This is a genomic window from Rhodospirillales bacterium, assembly GCA_016699855.1.
Classification (GTDB): Bacteria; Pseudomonadota; Alphaproteobacteria; order Reyranellales; family Reyranellaceae.
Genome location: CP064988.1, coordinates 3,510,051 through 3,532,575, shown reverse-complemented (window position 1 = coordinate 3,532,575; position 22,525 = coordinate 3,510,051). Strand labels below are relative to the sequence as shown.

Sequence of the window (22,525 nt, the reverse complement as noted above, 5' to 3'; positions counted from 1 at the left end):
GGCGCCATGCCCGCCCGCACCGGCGCGCAGTTCCTCGCCGGACTGAAAGGCGCGCGCGAGATCTGGCTGGGCGACGGCCGGGTCGCCGACGTCGCCGACCATCCCCAGCTCGGCGGCGCCGCCCGCGCGCTGGCCGAGGTGTTCGATCTGCACCACCAGCGCGCCGACGCGCTGCTCGTCCCCGATCCGGAGACCGGCGAGGCGATCGCCGCCAGCCACATGATCCCGCGTTCGCGCGAGGATCTGGCGCGCCGCCACGTCGCGCTGGAGGCGGTGGCGGAGTACTCCGTCGGCCTGATGGGCCGCACGCCCGACTACATGAACGTGACGTTCGCGGGCTTCGCCGGCCGCGCGGCGGAGTGGGCGAATTTCGGCAACGAGGCCGGCGCCGCCAATCTGGTCGCGTACCAGAAGCGGCTGCGCCGCGAGGACTGGTCGCTGACGCACACCATCGTGCATCCCACCGTCGACAAGGCGACGGGCGACGCGCCCTTCGCCGGCAACGAGGTGGCGCTGCGCAAGGTCGGCGAGACCGCGCACGGCATCGTCGTGCGCGGCGCGCGCGTGCTCGCCACCCTGGCGCCGTTCGCCGACGAGATGGCGGTCTATCCCGCCTCGCCGCTGCCGGAGGGCGCCGACGACTACGCGTTGTCGTTCTGCGTGCCGATGTCGGCGCCGGGCATGAAGTTCATCTGCCGCGACAGCGTCGCCGGCTCGCGGAACCGTTTCGACCATCCGCTGTCCAGCCGCTTCGACGAGCAGGACGCGTTCGTCATCTTCGACGACGTCGAGGTGCCGCGCGAGCGCGTCTTCATCGACGCCAACCGCGCCGTCTACAACAGCGTGATGATGCGCAGCTGGATGCCCAACATCATGCAGCAGACCATGATCCGGGCGCAGACCAAGCTGGAGTTCGCGTGGGGGCTGGCGGCGCGCATGGCCGAGGCGATCAACGCCGCCGACCCGGCGACGCACGCCATGCTGGGCGAGATCCAGACCTACGCCGAGTTCACGCGCTCGGCGATCGTCGCGGCCGAGGCCGGCGCCTTCGACTACGGCGACGGCGTGTGGTTCTGCAAGCTGGCGCCGCTGCACGCGCTGCGCGCGACGCTGCCGCTGTGGTTCCCGCGCGTCAACGAGATCATCCGCCAGATCGGATCGCACAACGTGTTCGCGGCGCCGACGGCGGCGCAGTTCGCCGATCCGGCGCTGCGGCCGCTGATCGACCGCTACATTCCCGGCGCCAAGGGTCTCGACGCCGAGACGCGGGCGCGCGTCTTCCGGCTGGGATGGGATTTCGCCGGCGGGCCGCTGGCCAGCCGCAACGAGCAGTACGAGCGCTTCTACCTGGCGTCGAGCCCGCGCAACCTGCAGCGCGCCCACACGCTGGGCGACCGCGCCCGCGCCGACCGGCTGGTCGACCGGTTCCTGAAGGAGGAACTGGACGGGTGAGCCGCCGACGTCGTCAGGCGACCAGCGGTCCGGTCGGCCGCGACGGCGTCCGCCGGCGCTCCCAGAGCTCGGCCCACCGGTCGAGCGCCGGCCCATAGGCGGACGCGGTCATCGGATTGATCGTCCTCAGGACCTGCGTCAACGCCACGCGCGCGCCGGCCATCGGCAGGATCTTCGCCAGCGCCGCCCAGGCATCGAGAGCCGGCCCGTAGGCCGCGACGGTCATCGGATTGATGGTGCGCAGTATCCCGACAAGGGCGTCGATCGACTTGCCCTCGCCGGCGATCAACGCGTAGCCGAGCCAGGTATCCAGCGCCGGACCGTACGCGGTCGCGGTCAGCGGATTGACCAGCTTGAGGATCTGGACGAGTTCCGCCCGGTCCTTGTGCGACAGGAACACCGCCATCTCGCCCTCCCCCGCCCCAACGATCACGCGGGCGCGGGAGTATCGGTCAGCCGGGGCCGGAAGTGAACGGGCTCTATCGACGGCCGGCGATGATCGCCCCCGGTTCCGGCAGGGCGTCCACCACGCGCCGGCCGGCGGCGGCGGACAGCCGGTCGACCAGGCCGCGCCCCTCCGCGACCCAGGCGCGCGCCGCGTCGATGTCGGCGAAGCCGCCAGCCGGCGGGTCGTCCGGATGGTACGTCGCCTGGAAGCGCGCGTCCCACGCGGCCAGCGCCGCGCGTAGATCGGCGGGCAGATCGAGCGCGTCGATATCGAGAGTGTCGCCGCTGGCCACGTCCCGGAGCGGGCCGCACATCCACGACGGCGCCAGCCGCCATGCGCCGTCGGCGGCGGCGACGAACGCCGGCGCTTCCGCAGCCGGTTCGCATGCAGGCTTCGCGCACCCGCCAGGCGACGGACGGCCGCGCCACCACGCCCACGCCGGGCCGCCGACGAGCGCCAGCCCCGGCGGCGCGATGTCGAGCGCCCAGGCGAGCGGTCCGTCGGGCCAGGATCTGAGCCCATCGGCGGCGGCGAGTCCGATCACCGCGACCGTCGCGGCGACGTACAGCAGCGCCGCCCGACGCGTGCCCCGGCGGCCCGCCGCCTCCGCGTCGCTCTCCGGCGGCAGGGCCCGCGCCGCCCACACGAGATAGGCGATCTGCGAGAGCGAACCGGCGAGGAACAACGCCGGCGCCGACGCCGAGCGCAGGAAAAGCGCCAGCCCGCCCGCCAGCGTCAGACCCGCGCCGAGGACCAGCCAGACCCACCGCGTCCGCTCGACCGGCGACGGCGGGGCCGCGTCGAGCGCCGCCAGCGCGGCGTCCATGAAGCGGTCCGCCGCCATAGCGCGCAGCACCACGACGCCCGCGAACACGTAGAACGCGCCGATCGGATAGGCCACCCAGCTCATCGGGCGGGTTGATACCGTGGATCGCGCCGGAAGTCGCGCGATTGCGCGCAGCCGCGCCGCGCCAGCGAACACCTGGCGCGCGAACCGCCAGCGGTCGGGCACTGAGGCCGACGGCTACTCCGCCGCCAGCTTGCGCGCCGCGCGCGGATCTCGGGTGAGGATGCCATCGGCGAGGTCGCGGTCGATCAGCGAGTCCGGGCGCTCGGCGACGCGGCCGTAGCCGGCGCCGCCGCCGACGAACACCTCCACCGCGTCGCCCTTGCGCAGGTCGACGGCGGCCTTGGAGCGCAGCTCCTGGATCGCGCCGTCGGCGCGGATCACGCGGCACCAGCCGCGCTCGGCCGGCTCGCCGCCGAACAATCCCTCGGGCGCCAGCCGGAAGCGGTCGGAGTAGATGGCGAGCTGGACGTCCTCGCGCAGGATCTCGTAGCGGCGGAAGAAGCCGGCGCCGCCGCGGCGGGCGCCCATGCCGAAGGAGTCCGGCGCCAGCCCGTAGCCGGCGACGCGGAAGAAATCGTAGTCGAGGTCGAGCGACTCGATCGGCGCGTTGGAGCAGTTGCTGAGCGGGCCGTCGACCGCGTCGCAGCCGTCGAGGTCCTTGGAGCCACCGTAGCCGCCGCCGAAGATCTCCAAGTAAACGCTGTAGCCCTTCTCGCCCAGCCGCGAGAGGCAGAACGCCGTGGTGGTGTCGAAGCCGCAGGCGATGACGCGGTCCGGCAGCGCCTGGGCCAGCGCCTTCATCGTCGCGTTGAAGGCGCGGAAGGCGGGCACCATGCGCGCGCGCACGGGCGCCGGCGGTTTCGGATTCATCAGGCTGCCGTAGGGCACCTTGACGGTGATCGGCCGCGCCATGCCCTCGTTGTAGGGGATGTCCGGGCTGGTCAGCACCGACTTCACGCAGGACAGCACGGCGCTGAGGGTCGAGGAGTACGGGCAGTTGAGGTTGCGTTTGACCTGCGCGCAGGTGCCCTCGAAATCGACCTCGACGCCGTCGTCGGAGATCGTGACCTTGACCTTGACCGTCAGCTTCTCGTCGCTCAGCCCGTCGTCGTCGACCGCGTCCTCGCCGTGGAACACGCCCTTCGGCGCCTGCGCGATGGCGGCGCGCACGCGGCGCTCGGCGTAGTCCTGCATCTCGCGCATCACCTCCATCACGAGGTCGGCGCCGTAGCGCGCGCACAGCTCCCTCACGCGGGCGGCGCCGATGTGGTTGGCGGCGAACTGCGCGTTGAAGTCGCCGATCGTCAGATCGGGCACGCGCACGTTGGCGGTGACGAGGCGCTCGAAAGAGCCGCCGTTCCAGTCCGCGTCGAAGCTGTAGCGCGACGGCGGGATGCGCAGCCCTTCCTGGTAGACGTCGGAGGCGTGGATGTTGAGGCCGGGCGCGCCGCCGCCGAGGTCGAGGTGGTGCGCGACGCTGGCGCCGAAGCCCACGACCTGCCCGTCGACGAAGATCGGCGTGAAGATGAACACGTCGGGGATGTGCTGGCCGCCCTCGAACGGGTCGTTGTTGATCAGGAAGTCGCCTTCCCGGAGCGTCTCGACGGGATGGCGCTTGAGGCAGGCGCGCAAGGTCATGCCGATCGGCCCGAGCTGCATCGGGATCAGCTCGGCCTGCGCCACGGTGTTGCCGTCGCGGTCCATCAGGCCCGCCGAGCCGTCGCGCGCCTCGCGCAGGATCGTCGAGTAGGCCGAGCGGATCAGCTTGGCGCCCATCTCGCGCGCCGCCGCCACCAGCGCCTGGCTCACCACCGCGTAGTCGATCGGATTCAAGGCCATGTCAGCTTCCTCTCCGCAATGGCACGCCTGTCATCCCGAACGCAGCGAGGGATCCAGGGACCGCGCCTGGATCCCTCGCTGCGCTCGGGATGACATCTTCCTTCACCACCACCATGTTGTCCTGCGCGTCGACCGTGGCGGTCCAGCCCGGCGGGACGTAGGTGGTGGCGGTGTATCCCTCGACCACCGCCGGGCCGGCGATGACCGCGCCCGCCGCCAGCGCCTCGGCGGCGTGCCGCGCGCAATCGATCCAGCGTCCGCCCTCGAACACGCGGGCGTTCTCGGCGTCGCGCGGCGGCAGGCGGTCGCGTTCCAGCGGCGGCGGCGCGCCGATCGGCAGCGTCGCGCCGACCCGCAGCGCCACGATCTCGACGGCGCGCTCGAGCCCGGCGCCGTGCATGAACATGCGGTGGTGCGCCTCGGCGAAGGCGGCGCGCAGCCACGCCCCGTCGATCGCCGCCGCGCGGTCGGCGGGCACCTCGACCGGCACCTCGAAGGCCTGGCCGACGAAACGCATCTCCAAGGTGTGCGTGTAGACCAGGTCGCCGGCCAGATTCATGTCGACGAACTGCGCCGCCAGCCGCGCCCGCATCTCCGCGAACAGCGCCGTCGCCGCGCCGGCGGCGCGCTCGTCGAGCGCCATCTTGCGCGTGACCGTGTCGAACTTGGTGTAGTCCGACGCCACCAGCCCGTAGGCCGAGATCACGCCGGCGTTGGGCGGCACGACGATGGTGCGGATGCCGAGGTCGTCCGCGACCTTGGCGGCGTGCAGCGGCCCGGCGCCGCCGAACGGCACCAGCACGTAGTCGCGCGGATCGCGGCCGCGCTCGGTCGAGACGAGCTGGATGGCGCGCACGATGTTGGCGTCGGCCAGCCGCAGCGCGCTGGCGGCGGCCTCCTCGACCGACATGCCGAAATGCGCCGCCATCGGCTCGAACGCGGCGCGCGCGGCGGCGGCGTCCAAGGTCATGCGGCCGCCGAGGAAGGAGCCCGGACGGATCGTACCGACGACGATCTGCGCATCGGTCGTGGTCGGCTCGACGCCGCCCTTGCCGTAGCAGGCGGGACCGGGATCGGCGCCGGCGCTGCGCGGTCCGACGCGCAGCATACCGCCGTCGTCGATCCACGCGATGCTGCCGCCGCCGGCGCCCACCGACACGATGTCGAGCACCGGCGTGCGGATCGGCAGGCCGTCGATCTCCGTCTCCGAGGCCAGCGACGGCCGCCCGCTCTCGACCAGGCAGACGTCGGTGCTGGTGCCGCCCATGTCGAACGTCACGAGATCGCGGAAGCCGGAGCGCCGACCTGGCGCGTGGCGCCGACCACGCCGGCGGCCGGACCGGAGTAGAGCGCGGTGATGGCGCCGCGCCGCATCGCCGACGCCGGCAGCCGGCCGCCGTTGGACTGCATCACCGTGAAGCGGCCGGCGAAGCCGTCGCGCGCCAGGGTCCGCTCGAACCGGTCGAGATAGCCGTCGATCACCGGCTGGACATAGGCCGACAGCACCGTCGTCGAGGCACGCTCGAACTCGCGGAACTCGCGCGCGACCTCGTGCGAGCACGTCACCAGCGTGTCGGGCAGCGCGGCGCGGATCAGTTCGGCGAGACGCTTCTCGTGCGCGGGATTGGCGTACGCGTTGAGCAGGCAGACCGCCACGGCGCGGTAACCGCCCGCCGCCAGCGCCGGCAGCAGGACAGCGCGCACGTCGGCCTCGTCCAGCGGGGTCTCCACCCCCGCCGTCGCCGCGCACCCGCTCCGGCGCCTCGAAGCAGTCCCGCCGCCGCACCGGCGGCTCGGGCTTGCGGTAGGCGAGATCGTAGATATTGCGCCGGTCGTGACGTTGCAGGAACAGCAGGTCGCGGAAGCCGGCCGTGGTGACGAAGGCGATCTTGGCGCCCTTCCGCTCCAACACGGCGTTGGTCGCGACCGTGGAGCCGTGGCCGAGGTCGGCGATGGCGGCCAGATCAAGGCCGGAGGCGCGCAGCGCGTCCAAGGCGCCAATATCGGGGCTGCGCGGCGTGCTCGGCACCTTGGTCACGACCACCCGGCCACCGCTGACCGCGACCAGGTCCGTGAACGTGCCGCCGACTTCCACCCCGACCCGCATGAAGCCGCCCCGCGCCTGTGGATGCTTTGAACGCCGGTTCATACTGGGCGCCGGGTCGGTGAAAAACAAACCGATTCCCGGGCTCGGCCGCCCTGCGCCCTCCCGCCAAATGCGGGGCGGTCAAGGAAAGCATTCGCATTGTTGCACTTGCGAATGCTTCGCAATTTCCGAAGCGCCGCACCGCCGCCACAGATTTCGGAGAGTGCGGCGCGACGGCGGAAGGTCGGAGAACGGGCGCGTCCCCACTACATCCGCATCTGCGACGCCCTGCGCGAGAACCGTGCGCGAGGCCACGCCGGAGGGCTGGGCGCCGACCTCTCGATGGAGGGCCCCGGGCGCGACGATCTGATCGGCGCCAGCGCCGCCCGCGAGGCGGCGTCGGACTACGTCTCGCGCCATCTCGTGCGCGAGATCCTCGACGAGATCGAGGAGCGCATCGACTTGCTGGAGACGCAGTTCGAGCCGATCGAGAAGATCCGCCTCCAGAACCACCCGCGAAGCGCGGTGTGACGCCGCGACGGACCCTATCGGCATTTGCGTCATCGTGACGTAGGCTCTGCCGGAACCACGATGGGGGAAGCGGCATGACGCGCGCGATCGACGACCTTCTGAGCGCGGCCGTCGCGTCGGGCGAGGTTCCCGGGGTGGTGGCGATGGCGGCCACCGATTCGGGGATCGTCTACCAGGGCGCTTTCGGCAAGCGCGCGCTCGACAAGCCCGAGGCGATGGGCTTCGACACGACGCTGCGGCTGTTCTCGATGACCAAGGCGATCACCGGCGCCGCGGCGATGCAGCTGGTCGAACAGGGCAAGCTGTCGCTCGACGCCCCGATCGCGGAGCTGCTGCCCGATCTCGCGGCGCCGAAAGTGCTCGAGGGCTTCGACGCCGCCGGCCAGCCGCGGCTGCGGCCGGCCAAGGGCGCGATCACGCTGCGGCAGCTTCTGACCCATACCGCCGGCTTCGGCTACGAGACGTGGAACGCCGACATCAAGCGCTACCAGGAGGTCACCGGCATCCCCGGCCTGTCCTCCGGCAAGCTGTCGTCGATGAACATGCCGCTGACGTTCGATCCCGGTACGGCGTGGGAGTACAGCATCTCGATCGACTGGGCCGGCCGCGCCGTCGAGGCCGCCAGCGGCGAGGACCTCGAGACCTATTTCAAGCGCCATATCTTCGCGCCTCTGGGCATGAAGGACACCGCCTTCATCCAGTCCGACGACCAGCGCGCGCGGCGCGCCACGGTGCACCAGCGCGAGGCCGATGGCGGTCTGCGTCCGATGGTCCTCGACCGGCCCGACCGCGGCGAGTTCTTCGGCGGCGGCGGCGGACTGTTCGGCACGGTGCCCGACTACCTCGCCTTCACCCGCGCCCTGCTGGCCGGCGGCGCGCCGCTGGTCCGGCCGGAGACGATGGCCGAGATGGCGCGCAACAGCATCGGCGATATCGACGTCGTGCCGCTCCAGAGCTTCGTTCCGGAACGCTCCGCGCTCGCCGATTTCTGGCCGGGCATGAAGCAGAAATGGGGCCTGACGTTCCTGATCAACACCGGGACCACGCCGCAGGGCCGCGCGCCGGGCAGCCTGTCCTGGGCCGGGCTGGGCAATCTGTTCTTCTGGGTCGATCCGACCAGGCGCGTCACCGGCGTGTTCGCCACGCAGGTGCTGCCGTTCTTCGATCCGCGCACGATGCGGGTGTTCCGCGACTTCGAGACGGCGATCTACAAGTCGCTGTGACGGAGCGCCGCCCGTGGACCCCTCCCTGCCGTCGCAGGCCCGCGTCGTCATCGTCGGCGGCGGCATCGCCGGGCTGAGCGTCGCGTATCATCTGACCAAGCGCGGCTGGCGCGACGTGCTGCTTCTGGAGCGGCAGAAGCTGACCAGCGGCACGACGTGGCACGCCGCCGGACTGGTCGGCCAGCTCCGCGCCACCCACAATCTCACGCGGCTGGCGAAGTACACCGCCGAATTGTTCGCCGGTCTGGAGGCCGAGACCGGCGTCGCCACCGGCTTCAAGCAGCGCGGCTCTCTGGCGGTCGCGGCGACGGCGGGCCGCTGGGAGGAGCTGCGCCGCGGCGCTTCGATGGCGCGGCACTTCGGCCTCGAAGCGCATCTGCTGACGCCGGCCGAGGCGCGCGCCAAATGGCCGTTGCTCAACGTCGACGATGTCGTCGGCGGCCTGTTCATCCCCAAGGACGGACAGACCAATCCCGTCGACACCGCGATGGCGCTGGCGCGCGGCGCGCGCGATGGCGGCGCCCGCATCGTCGAGGGCGTCGCGGTGACGAACATCGTCGTCCGGAACGGCCGCGCGGCGGGCGTGCGCACCACGGCGGGCGACGTCGCGGCGGAGATCGTGGTGAACTGCGCCGGGTTGTGGGGCCACGAGATCGGCGGCATGGCCGGCGTCGCGGTGCCGCTGCACGCGGCCGAGCATTTCTACGTCGTCACCGAGCCGATCGCCGGCCTGTCGCCGGACACGCCGGTGCTGCGCGATCCCGACGGCGCCAACTATTTCAAGGAGGACGCCGGCAAGCTGCTGGTCGGCTGGTTCGAGCCGGTGGCGCGGCCGTGGGACCACCGCGCGGCGCCGGCCGATTTCGCGTTCGGCACGCTGCCCGTCGACATGGACCACATCGCGCCGCAGCTCGAGAAGGCGGCGCACCGCGTACCGCGGTTCGGCGAGGCCGGCATCCGCACCTTCTTCAACGGCCCGGAGAGCTTCACGCCGGACGACCGCTACCTGCTGGGCGAGGCGCCTGAGCTGCCGGGCTTCTTCGTCGCCTCAGGGTTCAACTCCATCGGCATCCAGTCCTCGGGCGGCGCGGGGAAGGTGCTGGCGGACTGGATCGTGCACGGCCATCCGCCGATGGACCTGTGGGACGTCGACATCCGCCGCGTCATGCCGTTCCAGCGCAACCGCGCCTATCTGCGCGACCGCACGACCGAGACGCTCGGGCTGCTCTACGCCATGCACTGGCCGCACCGCCAGGTCGAGACCGCCCGCGGCGTCCGGCGCTCGCCGCTCAACGACCGGCTGGCGGTGCTGGGCGCCTGCTTCGGCGAGACGGCGGGCTGGGAGCGCGCCAACTGGTTCGCGCCACCCGACGCGTCACCGGAGTACGAGTACAGCTACGGCCGCCAAAACTGGCACGACCACTCCGGCGCCGAGCACCGCGCCGCGCGCGAGGCGGTGGCGCTGTTCGACCAGACCTCGTTCGGGAAGTTCCTCGTGCAGGGACCGGACGCCGAGGCCGCCCTCAACCGCATCTGCGCCAACGACGTCGCGGTGCCGCCGGGGCGCGTGGTCTACACGCAGTGGCTCAATCCGCGCGGCGGCATCGAGGCCGACGTCACGGTCACGCGCCTCGCCGCCGAGGCGTTCCTGGTCGTCACCTCGGCCGCGTGCCAGACGCGCGATCTGACCTGGCTGCGGCGCAACATCCAGCGCGAGGCGCGCTGCGCCGTCACCGACGTGACGTCGGGATACGCCGTGCTCGGCGTCATGGGACCGAATTCGCGCGCGCTCATGGCGCTGATGTGCCCCGACGAGGATTTCTCGAACGCCGCGTTCCCGTTCATGGGTTCGCGCGAGATCGACCTCGCCCACGCCCGCGTACGCGCCTCGCGCCTGACCTATGTCGGCGCGCTGGGCTGGGAGCTCTACGTGCCCACCGAGTTCGCCGCCGGCGTGTTCGACGCGGTGCTGGAGACGGGCGAGGCGCACGGGCTCAGGCTCGCCGGCTACCACGCGATGAACTCGCTGCGACTGGAGGCGGGCTACCGCCATTTCGGCCACGACATCTCCGAGGACACGACTCCGATCGAGGCCGGCCTCGGCTTCGCCGTCGCCTACGGCAAGCCCGGCGGTTTCATCGGCCGCGAGGCGTTGCTGTCCCGGCGCGGCAAACCCGCGCCGCGCCGCCTCGTGTCGGTCGTGCTCGACGATCCCGCGCCGCTGCCGCTGCACGACGAGCCGCTGTGGCGCGACGGCGAGCGCGTCGGCATCACCTCGTCGGGCATGTTCGGCCACACGGTCGGCCGCGGCGTCGGCCTCGGCCACGTCACGCGCGCCGAGGGGGTCGACACCGCCTGGCTGGCGGCCGGAAACTGGGAGATCGAGATCGCGTGCGAGCGCCACCCCTGCCGCGTCTCGCTCAAGCCGCCGCTCGACACCACGAAGGCCGTGCGCGGCTGACCGACGGATGCCGCCTAGGCGCGGCCGACGGTCTCGAGGATCGAGGCGGCGAGCGCCTCGCCCGGGGTCTTGCCGGCCCACACCACGTATTGGAACGCGGGGTAGAACCGCTCGCACTCGCCGATCGCGATCTCGACGAGATCCTCGAGCTGCTCCGGCGACAGCCCGGCCGTGCCGCGCAGCGGGATGGAGTGCCGGAACATCGGCAGGTTCTCCTCCGACCACAGGTCGAAGTGCCCCAGCCACAGCTTCTCGTTCACCATCGCCAGCAGCGCGTGCACCTCGCGGTGCCGCTCCGGCGGGATGCGCACGTCGAAGGCGCAGGTGAAGTGCAGCGCGTGCACGTCGTCGCGCCACGCGAAGAACAGGCGGTAGTCGCACCACCTGCCCGCCACCTCGGCCGCGATCTCGCGATCGCTGGTCCGGTCGAACGGCCAGTCGTTGGCCTGCACGACCCGTTCGATCAGTTCGAGCGGATTGACCGCCTTCGACCGGGTTCTTTCCCGCTGCGACAGCGCCATGCGACGCGTACTCCCCCGGAATCCCGATGGCGACCGCCGGCCGTCTTGTGGTGACGACCTGACCGTCGAAGAGGGTCCATCAAGGACGGATTGTTGCCCCGTATTTTGTGGATCACCGGGTGGGATCCACTTGATCTAGCCTGCCACGCCGCGAATCCGGGCGCAAGAATCCGCGATGTGGATTCGACGGTTTCACCTTGTGGGTAAGGGCTTTTTCGCGTCCAGCGACAGAAAAGAATCAGGATGGCCGGCCGAATTCCGGTCTGCGAATCGCGTCGCCACGATTCAGCGCTGGGCGCCGTCCAGGCGCGCCTCGAGCGCCGCGATCCGGGCCCGCAGCTCCTCGTTCTCCTCACGCGCCTTGACCGCCATCGCCTTGACCACCTCGAACTCCTCGCGGTTGGGCAACTCCATGCCGTCGAGGACGCGCGCGAGCTGGTCGCGCACGCGCTGCTCGACTTCACCGCGCAGCCCGCCGAAGGCGCTGGCGGCGCCGGTCGCGACCTTGGCGATGTCGTCGAGGATGGGGTTTCGGGTCTGCATGGTCGTCGCTCCCGGCGGACGTCTGGGAATGGGCGGGGCCAACTTGCCCATCCGTCGCGATCCGCGCAATGTTCCCGTCGATTCCGCGGGTATTTCCATCGGAGCGCGCATGCCGGTCGTCGAGGCCAATCCGGAGAACTGGGTCTCGGTCGTCCAGGGCGCCGCGCCGGGCATGACCGTCCGCTTGGCGCCGGGACGGTACGGCGCCGGCGAGATCCACGGGCTGCGTGGAAAGGCGGACGCGCCGATCACGCTCGCAGGCGCCGCCGAAAGCGGCTTCGGCATCGACAGCGCAGGCGGTTCCCGCTTCGACGGCGGGACCGCGTTCGAGACCTTCCGCGGCCGGGTCGAGGCCGAATCGGACAAACTGATCCGCGCCGAAAATACCCCGGCGTCTACACGCTGGCAGGCGAGGCAACGCTGCGGCTACGCGACTGCGAGCACGTAGAGATCCGCGACCTGCACTTCGAGAACTGCTGGCCGACGGCGGTCCATCTCGACCAGTGCCGCGACATCCTGTTCGACCGCGTCATGACGCGGGGGTCGAGCTACGCGTTCTACGCCATCGGACGCGAGGCGCGGCCCGCGGCCGAAGGCACGCGCCGCCTGCGATTCCGGCGATGCCACTGGCTCCAGGACGTGACCCGGAACGACCTGTGGAACAAGGTGCGCTGGGCGCAGGTCCACGGCGTCGGCCCCGGCACGGGCGGCTACCGACTCTACGACGGCTCGTTCTTCAACGGCTACGACATACCCGGCGACGTCGAGTTCGACGGCTGCGCCGTCGAGCACGCGTTCAACGGCATCCATTTCTTCAACGAGGACCTCTCCGGCGACCGCGCGTGCGACGTCCACGTCCACGACTGCACCTTCTCCAACGTCCGCGACAACCCGATCGAGCCCGAGAGCCGCGCGCGCAACTGGTGGATCCACCACAACGCGTTCGTCGACTGCCACAAATGGTTCTCGCTGGAGCTGTTCCGCGCCGGCCACTTCTACATCTTCGCCAACACCGGCTGGTTCCGCTCGGCGCCGGGCGCCGAGCCGGACCTTTCCGGCGCCGTGTTCAAACTGCTCGCCCACGAGGACGACATCGGCCGCTACGACGGTCCGATCCACGTCTTCAACAACAGCTGGTGCCTGCGCAGCCACCTTTTCAAGGACGGCGCGCTCGCGCGCCTGCGCCACCACAACAACGCGATCGCGTTCTGCCAATACCTCCCCGGCGAGAAACCGTCCGCCTGCGGCACCGGAAAGCCGTTCGGCAAGCACAAGGAGCCGCGCGGCACCGGCGCCGCGCCGTTCTTCACCAAGGAGTGGCGCAAGCTCGACATCGCCTTCACCAACGACCTTGTGCAGCACGAGGCGTGGCCCGCCGAGCTCCGCCATTGCGGCTACCACCGGCTCGACGGCGTCCACGGCGCGCCGATGTTCGCCGACCCGCTGAACGGACATTTCGAGCTGCTGCCGGACAGCCCCTGCCGCGGCGCCGGCGTCAGGCTCCCGGTCGAGCTTCCCGACGGCACGGTCTGGACGCCGCCGGACCACGTGCCGTTCAACATCGGCGCCGACCAGGACGACAGGGAGGTGTTCAAGGAGCTCACCTTCCGCCGCCTCGCCGACCGGCGCGGGACGTGACCGCTCCGCCTTGCCGCCGCGACTCGGCGGCGCCTATAAGCGCGGCATGATCGTCGTCACCGGCGGCGCCGGGTTCATCGGGTCGTGCCTGGTCGCCGGGCTGGAGCGCGCCGGCGCGCCGAAGGTCGTGGTCGTCGACCGGCTCGACCACGACGCCAAGCGGCTCAACATCGCCAAGCGGGGCAACATCGCGGCCATCGTGCCGCCGGAGGCGTTCGAGGACTTCCTCGAGCGCGACGGACGGCACACGTGTCGGCGATCTACCATCTCGGCGCGATCAGCAGCACGACCGAGACCGACGAGGCGCTGCTGGAGCGCGTCAACGTCGCGCTGCCGCTGTCGCTGTGGCGGTTCTGCGCGGCGCGCGGCGTCCCCTACGTCTACGCCTCGTCGGCGGCGACCTACGGCGACGGCGCGCACGGCTTCGACGATTCCTTCGACGGCCAGTCCCTGCGCCGCCTCGAGCCGCTGAACCCCTACGGCCGCAGCAAGCACCGCTTCGATCTCGAGGTCCTGCGCCTGGTCGCGGCCGGCGCGCCGGCGCCGCCGTCCTGGGCCGGTCTGAAATTCTTCAACGTCTACGGCCCGAACGAACACCACAAAGGCGGCCAGCGCAGCGTGGCGGTGACGCTGTTCGAACGCATCCGCGACACCGGCCGCGCGACGCTGTTCCGCTCGCATAACCCGGCCTACGCCGACGGCGGCCAGCTGCGCGACTTCGTCCATATAGACGACTGCGTCGCGGCGACGCTCTGGCTCGGTGGCCAGCCGCGCGTCGCCGGCCTGTTCAACATCGGCACCGGCCGCGCTCGCAGCTTCCTCGATCTCGCGCGCGCCGTCTTCGCCGCCATGGACCGCCCGGTGGCGATCGACTGGGTCGACACGCCGGCGGCGATCCGCGACCGCTACCAGTACTTCACCGAGGCGCGGATCGAGCGGCTGCGGGCGGCGGGCTACACGCGGCCCTTCACGCCGCTGGAGGACGGCGTCGCGCGCTACGTGCGCGGGTTCCTCGCCACGGGCGACCCGCACCTGTAGCCGCGCGGGTGACAGCCGCGCGCCCGCCTTGTACACCGCGCCGATGCTTCCGCTAGTCATCCCCTTCCCCGAGATCGACCCCGTCCTGTTCGAGGTCGGGCCGTTCGCGATCCGCTGGTACGCGCTGGCCTACATCCTCGGTCTGGTGCTCGCGTGGCGGCTGGCGCGGCGCGTCGTGGCGGCACCGCCCAAAGTGATGACGCCGGCGCACGTCGACGATTTCCTATTCTACGCCGCGATCGGCGTCATCCTCGGCGGACGGCTGGGCTACGTGCTGTTCTACAAGCCCGGCTTCTACCTCGCGAACCCGCTCAAGGCGCTGGCGGTGTGGGAAGGCGGCATGTCGTTCCACGGCGGCCTGCTGGGCGTGGTCGCGGCCGGCCTCTGGTACACTGGACGCCACGGCATCGACCGCTTCCGCTTCGCCGATGTGCTCGGAATCGTGGCGCCGATCGGCCTCGGCCTCGGGCGGCTGGCCAATTTCATCAACGGCGAGCTCTGGGGCCGCCGGACCGACGTGGAATGGGCGATGGTATTCCCGCGCGATCCGCTGCTCGCGCCGCGCCACCCCAGCCAGCTCTACCAGGCCGCGCTCGAAGGCGCGCTGCTGTTCGCCGTCGTCGTCGTCGCGTGGCGCGTCCTCGGCCTGCGCCGACGGCCCGGGTTCATCTGCGGCGTGTTCTTCGCCGGCTACGCGCTGGCCCGCATCACCGGCGAGCTGTGGCGCGAGCCGGACGCCCATCTCGGCTACCTGGCCGGCGGCTGGCTCACCATGGGCATGGTGCTGTCGCTGCCGTTGCTGGCGGCCGGCCTGTGGCTGATCGCGCGCGCGCGCCGCGGGGCGCCGGTCGCGACCGGCGCATGACGACCAGGCTGGCGGATGCGCTGCGCCGGCGCATCGCCACCACCGGGCCCGTCACCGTCGCGGCGTTCATGGCCGAGGCGCTGGCGCATCCGACCCTCGGTTACTACCGCCGTGCCCGCGCGGTCGGCGCCGACGGCGATTTCACCACGGCGCCGGAGATCAGCCAGATGTTCGGCGAACTGGTCGGCGCCTGGCTGGCCGAGCGCTGGATCGCCATGGACCGCCCGGCGCCGGTGCGGCTGGTCGAGCTCGGCCCCGGCCGCGGCACGCTGATGGCCGACGCGTTGCGCGCGACACGCGGCGTCGCCGGCTTCCACGACGCGCTCAGCCTCCACTTCGTCGAGATCGACGCGACGCTGCGCGAGTCGCAGCGCGCGGCGCTGGAGCGCCATCGGCCGGTCTGGCACGAGCGCTTCGACGACGCGCCGGACGACGCGCCGCTGCTGCTGGTCGCCAACGAGTTCCTCGACGCCCTGCCGACGCGCCAGCTCGTGCGCGCGCCGTTCGGCTGGGCCGAGCGCATGGTCGGTCTGGCGTCGGACGGCCGCTTCGTCTTCGCGCTGGCGCCCGGCCCCTCGCCGCTGGCGCCGCTGGTGCCGGCCGATATCGCCGCCGACGCGCGCCCCGGATCGGTGGTCGAGATCTCGACGGCGGCGCGCGCGCTCGCGGCCGCCGTCGCGGGACGCGTCGCGCGCCGCCGCGGCGCGGCGCTGATCGTCGACTACGGCTACGATTGCGGCACCCATGGCGACACCCTGCAGGCGCTGCGCCGGCACGCGAAGATCGACGTCTTCGACTCGATCGGCGAGGCCGACCTGACCACCCATGTCGACTTCGCCGCGGTCGCCGCCGCCGCGCGCGCCGCCGGCGCTGTCGTGGACGGGCCGGCAGGACAGGGCGACTTCCTCGAGGCGCTGGGGATCGCCACCCGCGCCGCAGCGCTGAAGCGCCATGCGAGCCCCGCGCAGGCCGCCGGCATCGACGCCGCGGCGCGGCGCTTGATCGCGCCGGACCAAATGGGCACGCTGTTCCGCGCGCTGGCGCTGCGCGATCCCGCGACCCCGCCGTCGCCGGGTTTCGCGGCCGGCGCGCACCGCCACTCCTCCACGCCGGACGGGACGGAACCGTGATCGCCTCGCAAGCCCTGTCCCGCGTGCCGCACGTGCGCCACGCCTTCTTCACGCGCGAGGGCGGGGTCAGCGACGGCATCTTCGCGTCCTTGAACTGCGGTTACGGATCGGCCGACGCGCCCGCCAACGTGGCCGAGAACCGCGCCCGCGCCGCCGGCCGCCTCGGCCTCGCCGCCGACCGCCTCCTGACGCTGCACCAGATCCACTCCGCGCGGATCATCCATGTCGACGGCGCCAATCTGTGGCGTTCACCCGGCGCGCCGCAGGCCGACGGCATGGTGACGACGGTGCCGGGAATCGCCCTGGGCGCGCTGTCGGCCGATTGCGCGCCGGTCCTGCTGGCCGATCCCGGCGCGCGCGTGATCGGCGCCGCGCACGCCGGCTGGCGCGGCGCGCTGGGCGGCGTGGTCGAGGCGACGGTGGCGGCGATGGAGGCGCTGGGCGCGCGGCGCGACCGCGTGCACGCCGCCATCGGTCCGTGCATCGCGCGCGACTCCTACGAGGTCGGTCCCGAGTTCCCGGCGCCGTTCCTGGCGCAGGATTCCGGCAACGCCGGCTTCTTCGCGCCGGCGGCGCGCGCCGGCCATTCCATGTTCGACCTGCCCGGCTACCTGCTGCGCCGCCTGCGTCTGCTCGGCGTCGCGGTCGCCGAGGACAGCGGCCACGACACGCTGGCGAACGACCGCCAGTTCTTCAGCTACCGGCGCAACACGCTGAACGGCGAACGCGAGTACGGCCGCGGGTTGTCGGCGATCGCTCTGGTCGACTGAGGCGCGGCGCCATGCCCTACCTCGTCATGCTCGGCGCGATGTGCCTCCTCGGCATGGTGGCGACCTGTGCGCTGCTCTAGCGCCGCGCGCGCGGCGCTCGCGGCGATCCTGGCGGCGGCCGTCCTCGCGGCATGCGGCGGCACGCCGAAATCCGCCTCCGATCCGGAGCGCCGCGCCCGTCAATTGCCGCCGCCCGGGAGCGGCCGCGAGCCCGTCGAGCTGGTGTTTCCGCCGCCGGTCGGCCCGCGGCCGGACTTGGCCGCCAAGATGGCGGCCGCCGTCGCCGTGGCGCTGCGCGATTACGGCATCGTCGCCCTGCCGATCCGCGGCGACGACACCGCGACGGCGCCGGCGGCGCGGCGCGTCGACTCGACGGTGCGCACCGGCGATCTCGCGGGCGACGTCCGCATCGACATCCTGTGGACGATCCGCGACCCGGCCGGCAAGGCGCCAGCGACGATCGAGCAGTCGGTGATCGGCACGCCGCGGGAGTGGTACGACGGCGACGACCGGCTGGTCTCGCGCATCGCGCAGCAGGCCGCGTTCCGCATCGCCCGCCTGCAGGGCCGCGCCGATCCGCGCTTCGCGCCGCTCTCGGTGCTGGCCGAGGCGACGCCGCACCTGCCGGCCGAGCCCGCTGCGCCGCCCGAGCCGCCCGGCGTGACGCCGGCGTCGCTGAAGCCGACGGTGTCGCCAGCGGCGTCAGCCGCGCCCGGCGGCGGGCCGGTGTCGGCCGCCGCCGTGTCGGCGCCGCGCGTGCGCGTCATGGCGGTCACCGGCGCGGGCGACGAGGGCAACCGCGCGCTCACCTCGGCGATGCGCCGGGCTCTGGGCGAAAGCCAGATCGTGCTGGTCGACCAGAACGAGCCCGGCGGCTTCCAGCTCCAGGGCACGGTCGAACTCGGCGCCGCGGTCGAGGGCCGCCAGCGGCTGACGATCCGCTGGGTCCTCAAGCGCGGCGACGGCGCCGAGGTCGGCGACCTCGCGCAATCGAACAACGTGCGCGCCGGCAGCCTGACGGGGCATTGGGGCGAGTTGGCCCCGATCATCGCGCTGGCCGCGTCGGAGGGCGTCGTGACGCTCCTCAACCGCGCCCGGTGACCGCCGCGATGGGCCCGGGGCCGCGGCGGCGCGACGCCCCCGCTTCCATCTGTTGATGATGTCGGCGCTTGTGTTGCGCCCCTCCGCGAAGGTGGCTATGTTCCGCCGCGCTACGGTCGGGGCGTAGCGAAAACGGTCGATATTTCAAGGTGTTGACCGGGTGGACGCGAAGCGTTCGGGGGCTGCGGCATGAAGATTCTGACCGGCAACAGCAACCGGCCGCTGGCCGAGGCGATCGCCACCGCGCTGGGGCTGCCGCTGGTCAAGGCCAACGTCCGACGCTTCGCCGACATGGAGGTCTTCGCCGAGATCCTCGAGAACGTGCGCGGCGAGGACATGTTCGTCCTGCAATCGACGTCGTTCCCGACCAACGACAACCTGATGGAACTGCTGATCATCGTCGACGCGCTGCGCCGCAGCTCGGCGCGGCGGATCACGGCCGTCATGCCCTACTACGGCTACGCCCGGCAGGACCGCAAATCGGGCCCGCGCACGCCGATCTCGGCCAAGCTGGTGGCCAACCTGATCGTCCAGGCCGGCGCCGACCGGGTGCTGACGATGGATCTGCACGCCGGCCAGATCCAGGGCTTCTTCGACATCCCGCTCGACAACCTCTTCGCCGGCCCGATCTTCACCGACGACATGGCCAAACGCTACAAGGGCGCCAACCTCATGATGGTGTCGCCCGATGTCGGCGGCGTGGTGCGCGCCCGCGCGCTGGCCAAGCGCCTCGACGTCGATCTGGCCATCATCGACAAGCGCCGCGAGCGGGCCGGCGTGTCGGAGGTGATGAACGTCATCGGCGAGGTCGAGGGCCGCCACTGCATCCTGGTCGACGACATCGTCGATTCGGCCGGCACGCTGTGCAACGCCGCCGTGGCGCTCAAGAGCGCCGGCGCCACCGGCGTCTCGGCCTACGTCACCCACGGCGTGCTGTCGGGCGGCGCGGTCGCCCGCGTCGCGGCCTCGCCGATCACCGAGATGGTGATCACCGACAGCATCCAGGCGACCGAGGCGGTGCGCGGCTCCCAGAACATCCGCCAGCTCTCGATCGCCCCGCTGATGGCCGAGGCGATCCGCCGGATCAGCGACGAAAGCTCGGTGTCGAGCCTGTTCGACTGACAAACGTGGAAGGGCGCGCGTCCCGGCCGCGCCTCCCACCCACCATTGACGCCCGTCCCCGAATCGTGTTGAACCACCCCGCCGCCGCCGGGCTTCCGTCCGGCGGCGCGCACGTTCGTGGGCGCGGCACCCCTGGAGGCCGGTCCGGGACGGAGCGGGCCGGGATATCCCCGGTCCGTGGCGACGGCGCCCGCGGGCGCCTAGAGGAGAAGCGGACGATGTCCGAGACCACCACCATCACCGCGAAGAAGCGGGACCGGGCCGGTAAAGGGGGCGCCCGGGCCGCGCGTCGCGACGGCCTGATTCCGGCCGTGATCTACGGCGACAAGCAGCCTCCCCTGCCGATCTCGGTCGAGCCCAAGCAGCTGTTGCGGCGCATCGGCCGCGAGGGCTTCTACAACCACCGCATCGAGATCGACGTCGAGGGCACCAAGCTCGACGTGCTGCCGCGCGACGTGCAGCTCGATCCGGTGACCGACAAGCCGCTGCATTTCGACTTCCTGCGGATCGGCGCCAACTCGATCATCACGGTCGACGTGCCGGTGCACTTCCGCAACGAGACGGCGTCGCCCGGCATCAAGCGCGGCGGCATCCTCAACATCATCCTGCACTCCATCACCGTGCGGACCCGGGCGGACATGATCCCGGAGTTCTTCGAGGTCGACCTGACCGGCCTCGAGATCGGCGACACGGTGCACCGCTCGACCCTGAAGCTGCCGGAAGGCGTCAAGGTCCTGAGCCGCGAGTCCGACGCCACCGTGGCCTCGATCGCGCCGCCGACCGTCGGCCGCGAGGCCGAGGCCGCCCCGGCGGCGGCGGCGGCGGCTCCGGCGGCGGGCGCCGCTGCCGCCGCCCCGGCGGCCGGTGGCAAGGCGCGGCAGCTCCGGCCGCCGCCAAGGCCCCGGCCGGCAAGAAGTAGGGCGGCGCGCGCCGCCCCGACGCCATGCTGCTGCTGGTCGGGCTCGGGAATCCCGGGCCCAAACACGCCGCGCAGCGTCACAACATCGGCTTCATGGCGGTGGACGCGATCGTCCGCCGCCATGGCTTCTCGACGTGGCGCAAGCGCTTCCAGGGCGAGACCGCCGAGGGCACGCTCGGCGGCGAGAAGGCGCTCGCGCTCAAGCCGCAGACCTACATGAACCTGTCCGGCCAATCGGTCGGCGAGGCGGCGCGGTTCCTCAAGATCGAGCTGAAGGACATCGTGGTGGTCCACGACGAGCTCGACCTGGCGCCGGGCCGCATCCGCGTGAAGACCGGCGGCGGCGCCGGCGGCCATAACGGGCTGCGCGACATCGACGCCCATCTCGGCCGCGACTACCGCCGGGTGCGCGTCGGCATCGGCCATCCCGGCCACAAGGACCTGGTGCTGGGCTACGTGCTGCAGGATTTCGCCAAGGCCGAGCGCGAGGGCTGGCTGCCGAAGGCGCTGGACGCGATCGCCTCGGAGGCGCCGCTGCTGGCCACCGGCGCCGTGGTCGACGACGAGAAGTTCATGAGCCGGGTCGCGTTCCTCGTGCACCCGCCGGCGCCGAGGCCGGCGAAGGAGCCGAAGGCGGCGGCCGACCCGACGACGACCGCGATTCCGACGGCCGGACCGGCCAAGAAGGACTGATCATGGGTTTCAATTGCGGCATCGTCGGCCTGCCCAACGTCGGCAAGTCGACGCTGTTCAACGCGCTGACCGCCACCCAGGCGGCGCAGGCGGCGAACTATCCGTTCTGCACCATCGAGCCCAACGTCGGGCGGGTGGCGGTGCCCGATCCGCGGCTCGACAAGCTGAGCGCGATCGCCGGCTCGGCCAAGATCGTCCCGACGCAGCTGGAGTTCGTCGACATCGCCGGACTGGTGAAAGGCGCCAGCAAGGGCGAGGGCCTGGGCAACCAGTTCCTCGGCAACATCCGCGAGGTCGACGCCGTCGCCCAGGTGCTGCGCTGCTTCGAGGACGGCGACATCACCCACGTCGCCGGCACCATCGATCCCGTGCGCGACGCCGAGATCATCGAGACCGAGCTGATGCTGGCCGACCTCGACAGCCTCGAGAAGCGCCTGCCCAACCTGCAGAAGAAGGCCAAGATCGGCGACAAGGAGGCGGCCGCCGAGGCCGCCATCATGGAGCGCGTCGTGGCGGCGCTGCGCGACGGACGGCCGGCGCGCACCGTCGAGGTGTCGAACGAGGAGCGCGCCGTCGTGCGCCGCATGCAGCTGCTGACCGCCAAGCCGCAGATGTTCGTGCTCAACGTCGACGAGGCCTCGGCGGCGACCGGCAACGCCATCAGCGCGCGCGCGGCCGAGTACGCGAAGTCGGTCGGATCGCCGCACGTCGTGATCTCGGCGGCGATCGAGGCCGAGGTGGCGCAGCTGCCGGCCGGGGACCAGGCCGAGTACCTCGCCTCGCTCGGGCTCAAGGACACCGGCCTGAACCGGGTCATCGCCGCCGGCTACGAGCTGCTCGATCTGGTGACGTTCTTCACGGTCGGGCCGAAGGAGGCGCACGCCTGGACGGTGCGCCGCGGCTCGAAGGCGCCGCAGGCCGCCGGCGCCATCCACACGGATTTCGAGAAGGGCTTCATCCGCGCCGAGACCATCGCCTACGACGACTACGTCGCGTTCAACGGCGAGTCGGGCGCGCGCGACGCCGGCAAGCTGCGGCTCGAAGGCAAGGAATACGTCACCCACGACGGCGACATCTACCACTTCCGCTTCAACGTCTGACGCCGGCTTCATGCCGAGCGCCATCGCATAGGCTGCGTTCTTCCCGGTCTTCCCCGTCATCGGGGAAAAGGTGCCGGAAGGTACGCCGCGGCGGGGATGAGGGGCCTTCGCCCTCACCGTCGGCCGGAGTGTCCGTGCCCCACGACGACGATCGTACTTGGCGGCGGCGCCGCGCCCCTCATCCGGCGCCACGCG

The 22,525-nt window shown here is 71.8% G+C and carries 18 protein-coding genes and 3 pseudogenes; 15 read left to right on the top strand and 6 right to left on the bottom strand.

Going from position 1 to position 22,525, the window contains the following annotated elements; translation table 11 throughout:
- Window positions 1–6: 6 nt before the first annotated feature.
- Complete coding sequence (locus IPK81_16590) at window positions 7–1,452, top strand: 4-hydroxyphenylacetate 3-hydroxylase (protein ID QQS11194.1); 1,446 nt, start codon at window positions 7–9, stop codon at window positions 1,450–1,452.
- Window positions 1,453–1,465: 13 nt separating this feature from the next.
- Here the strand turns inward: IPK81_16590 and IPK81_16585 are convergent, their stop codons facing one another.
- The 4 genes and pseudogenes from IPK81_16585 to IPK81_16570 all read right to left on the bottom strand — a co-directional run bounded on the left by IPK81_16585 (window position 1,466) and on the right by IPK81_16570 (window position 6,696).
- Window positions 1,466–1,858, bottom strand: a complete 393-nt coding sequence (locus tag IPK81_16585) for a hypothetical protein (GenBank protein QQS11193.1) — start codon at window positions 1,856–1,858, stop codon at window positions 1,466–1,468.
- Window positions 1,859–1,931: 73 nt separating this feature from the next.
- Entirely contained in the window at window positions 1,932–2,801 is an 870-nt protein-coding gene (locus IPK81_16580; protein ID QQS11192.1) for a hypothetical protein, read from the bottom strand.
- A 123-nt stretch (window positions 2,802–2,924) separates the two neighbouring features.
- A complete protein-coding gene (locus IPK81_16575; GenBank protein QQS11191.1) occupies window positions 2,925–4,589 on the bottom strand; it encodes a hydantoinase B/oxoprolinase family protein in 1,665 nt (554 codons plus the stop codon).
- 1 nt (window position 4,590) lies between these two features.
- Window positions 4,591–6,696 (bottom strand): annotated as a pseudogene (locus IPK81_16570) (hydantoinase/oxoprolinase family protein).
- A gap of 321 nt (window positions 6,697–7,017) precedes the next feature.
- On the opposite strand from IPK81_16570, the gene IPK81_16565 reads away from it, so the two are divergent.
- The 3 genes from IPK81_16565 to IPK81_16555 all read left to right on the top strand — a co-directional run bounded on the left by IPK81_16565 (window position 7,018) and on the right by IPK81_16555 (window position 10,890).
- On the top strand, window positions 7,018–7,206 hold the full coding sequence (locus tag IPK81_16565) for a hypothetical protein (GenBank protein QQS11190.1): 189 nt from the start codon (window positions 7,018–7,020) through the stop codon (window positions 7,204–7,206).
- 74 nt (window positions 7,207–7,280) lie between these two features.
- Complete coding sequence (locus IPK81_16560; protein QQS11189.1) at window positions 7,281–8,429, top strand: beta-lactamase family protein; 1,149 nt, start codon at window positions 7,281–7,283, stop codon at window positions 8,427–8,429.
- A 13-nt stretch (window positions 8,430–8,442) separates the two neighbouring features.
- Entirely contained in the window at window positions 8,443–10,890 is a 2,448-nt protein-coding gene (locus IPK81_16555; GenBank protein ID QQS11188.1) for a GcvT family protein, read from the top strand.
- Window positions 10,891–10,904: 14 nt separating this feature from the next.
- On the opposite strand, the gene IPK81_16550 is transcribed toward IPK81_16555, so the two are convergent.
- Window positions 10,905–11,411 (bottom strand): YbjN domain-containing protein, encoded by a 507-nt coding sequence (locus tag IPK81_16550; protein QQS11187.1) that lies wholly within the window; start codon window positions 11,409–11,411, stop codon window positions 10,905–10,907.
- A gap of 285 nt (window positions 11,412–11,696) precedes the next feature.
- A complete protein-coding gene (locus tag IPK81_16545) occupies window positions 11,697–11,954 on the bottom strand; it encodes an accessory factor UbiK family protein (GenBank protein QQS11186.1) in 258 nt (85 codons plus the stop codon).
- A 28-nt stretch (window positions 11,955–11,982) separates the two neighbouring features.
- Between IPK81_16545 and IPK81_16540 the strand changes: the two genes are divergently transcribed.
- The 11 genes and pseudogenes from IPK81_16540 to ychF all read left to right on the top strand — a co-directional run bounded on the left by IPK81_16540 (window position 11,983) and on the right by ychF (window position 22,330).
- Window positions 11,983–12,402, top strand: a complete 420-nt coding sequence (locus IPK81_16540) for a hypothetical protein (protein QQS11185.1) — start codon at window positions 11,983–11,985, stop codon at window positions 12,400–12,402.
- Window positions 12,403–12,485: 83 nt separating this feature from the next.
- The gene (locus IPK81_16535) at window positions 12,486–13,592 is read left to right on the top strand and encodes a hypothetical protein (GenBank protein QQS11184.1); all 1,107 of its coding nucleotides are present in this window, start codon (window positions 12,486–12,488) and stop codon (window positions 13,590–13,592) included.
- Window positions 13,593–13,638: 46 nt separating this feature from the next.
- Window positions 13,639–14,630: pseudogene (gene rfaD, locus IPK81_16530) on the top strand (ADP-glyceromanno-heptose 6-epimerase).
- Between the two features lie 43 nt (window positions 14,631–14,673).
- Window positions 14,674–15,495, top strand: coding sequence for a prolipoprotein diacylglyceryl transferase (locus tag IPK81_16525; protein ID QQS11183.1), 822 nt, complete (start codon window positions 14,674–14,676; stop codon window positions 15,493–15,495).
- A complete protein-coding gene (locus IPK81_16520; GenBank protein ID QQS11182.1) occupies window positions 15,492–16,625 on the top strand; it encodes an SAM-dependent methyltransferase in 1,134 nt (377 codons plus the stop codon). Before IPK81_16525 ends, IPK81_16520 begins: the two co-directional genes overlap by 4 nt.
- On the top strand, window positions 16,622–17,395 hold the full coding sequence (pgeF, locus tag IPK81_16515; GenBank protein QQS11181.1) for a peptidoglycan editing factor PgeF: 774 nt from the start codon (window positions 16,622–16,624) through the stop codon (window positions 17,393–17,395). Before IPK81_16520 ends, pgeF begins: the two co-directional genes overlap by 4 nt.
- Window positions 17,396–17,461: 66 nt before the next feature.
- The gene (locus IPK81_16510; GenBank protein ID QQS11180.1) at window positions 17,462–18,496 is read left to right on the top strand and encodes a hypothetical protein; all 1,035 of its coding nucleotides are present in this window, start codon (window positions 17,462–17,464) and stop codon (window positions 18,494–18,496) included.
- A 189-nt stretch (window positions 18,497–18,685) separates the two neighbouring features.
- Entirely contained in the window at window positions 18,686–19,618 is a 933-nt protein-coding gene (locus IPK81_16505; GenBank protein QQS11179.1) for a ribose-phosphate pyrophosphokinase, read from the top strand.
- A 218-nt stretch (window positions 19,619–19,836) separates the two neighbouring features.
- Window positions 19,837–20,493, top strand: a pseudogene (locus tag IPK81_16500) (50S ribosomal protein L25/general stress protein Ctc).
- A 68-nt stretch (window positions 20,494–20,561) separates the two neighbouring features.
- On the top strand, window positions 20,562–21,230 hold the full coding sequence (locus IPK81_16495; protein ID QQS11178.1) for an aminoacyl-tRNA hydrolase: 669 nt from the start codon (window positions 20,562–20,564) through the stop codon (window positions 21,228–21,230).
- Between the two features lie 2 nt (window positions 21,231–21,232).
- The gene (ychF, locus tag IPK81_16490) at window positions 21,233–22,330 is read left to right on the top strand and encodes a redox-regulated ATPase YchF (protein QQS11177.1); all 1,098 of its coding nucleotides are present in this window, start codon (window positions 21,233–21,235) and stop codon (window positions 22,328–22,330) included.
- The last annotated feature ends 195 nt before the right edge of the window (window positions 22,331–22,525 follow it).